The organism is Quyinboa ferrireducens, assembly GCF_042436675.1.
Classification (GTDB): Bacteria; Bacteroidota; Bacteroidia; order Bacteroidales; family UBA5342; genus JBHJHP01.
In genome coordinates, this window is the sequence record NZ_JBHMVA010000082.1 from 1 (window position 1) to 975 (window position 975).

A 975-nucleotide genomic window follows, 5' to 3' on the forward strand; every position below is an offset into this window, starting at 1 on the left:
TTAACGTGAGTTCGAGCTAAGCATTTTTTGTAATTCTATGTTCATCAATAACTTCCGTATTAATTGATGGCTTTTTAGGTAAGAACTGATAGGCAATAAGTCCTGAGATTAGATTTGAAAGGAAGTTATTGACACTCCTGTGCCTGGTATGTTCTATCTGACAAATATTTTTAAGTTCGTCATTTACAGATTCTATTACTGCTCTTTTTCTAAGCAGGATCCTGTCTTGTGTATGCATCAGGCTATTTTTCATATTCTTTCGTATTTTGGTAATCAGGTGTATTCCATCAATAAACATTTCTTCAAAAAGATTTTGACTGATATAGCCCCTATCCCCAAAGAGTTTACCAAAAAGCTTTTCATGAAAGTTTTTGTTCTTCAATGGTTCTCTGTCATCAATATTACCTTGGGTAATAAGAAAATCTATGATTTCACCCCTGTCGTTTATAACCAGATGCAGTTTAAACCCATAAAACCATCCCATGGAACATTGTCCTTTTGTGGCATATCCCTGAAATACTTTGTGCTGCTTTTCCCGTTTAATATGACATGCAATTATCGGAGTAGAATCAATAAAAGAAATGCCAGTGCATCTCCCCAAACAGGATGTCTGGAGAAAGACACACATTGGAAGAAAGGCTTTTTGTTGCAATTCAACAAAGCGATTGTATGATACAGTCTGTGGAAATTCACTCTTCATGTGTACCTGTACATAATTGATGTAGAAGTGCTTAAGGTTTCGAAAGTGATGAAGATGAAAGAAAACCAGAATGGTAATAACCTCACTATCAGACATCTTAAACTGTCTGTTTCTTTGCTTTTGAGCTACTTTCTCTTTTAAGATATGTCCCTCCTCTACCAAGTCAATTTCTTTGCAAAAATCATCAATTAAACAGAAAATTTCAGTAATTTTATCGATCATAATATGAAAGGTTTTTGATTGCTATATATTTAAATGTCAGATACTTAAATATA

The 975-nt window shown here is 33.7% G+C and carries 1 protein-coding gene; it reads right to left on the minus strand.

The window, feature by feature from the left end; genetic code table 11:
* Positions 1–16: 16 nt before the first annotated feature.
* Positions 17–922 (minus strand): IS982 family transposase, encoded by a 906-nt coding sequence (locus tag ACE01N_RS20510; RefSeq protein WP_380592954.1) that lies wholly within the window; start codon positions 920–922, stop codon positions 17–19.
* Positions 923–975 lie beyond the last annotated feature (53 nt).

Excerpts from the sequence above, each read along its gene's own strand:
- ACE01N_RS20510 (WP_380592954.1), bottom strand. The coding sequence starts at position 922 with ATGATCGATAAAATTACTGAAATTTTCTGTTTAATTGATGATTTTTGC.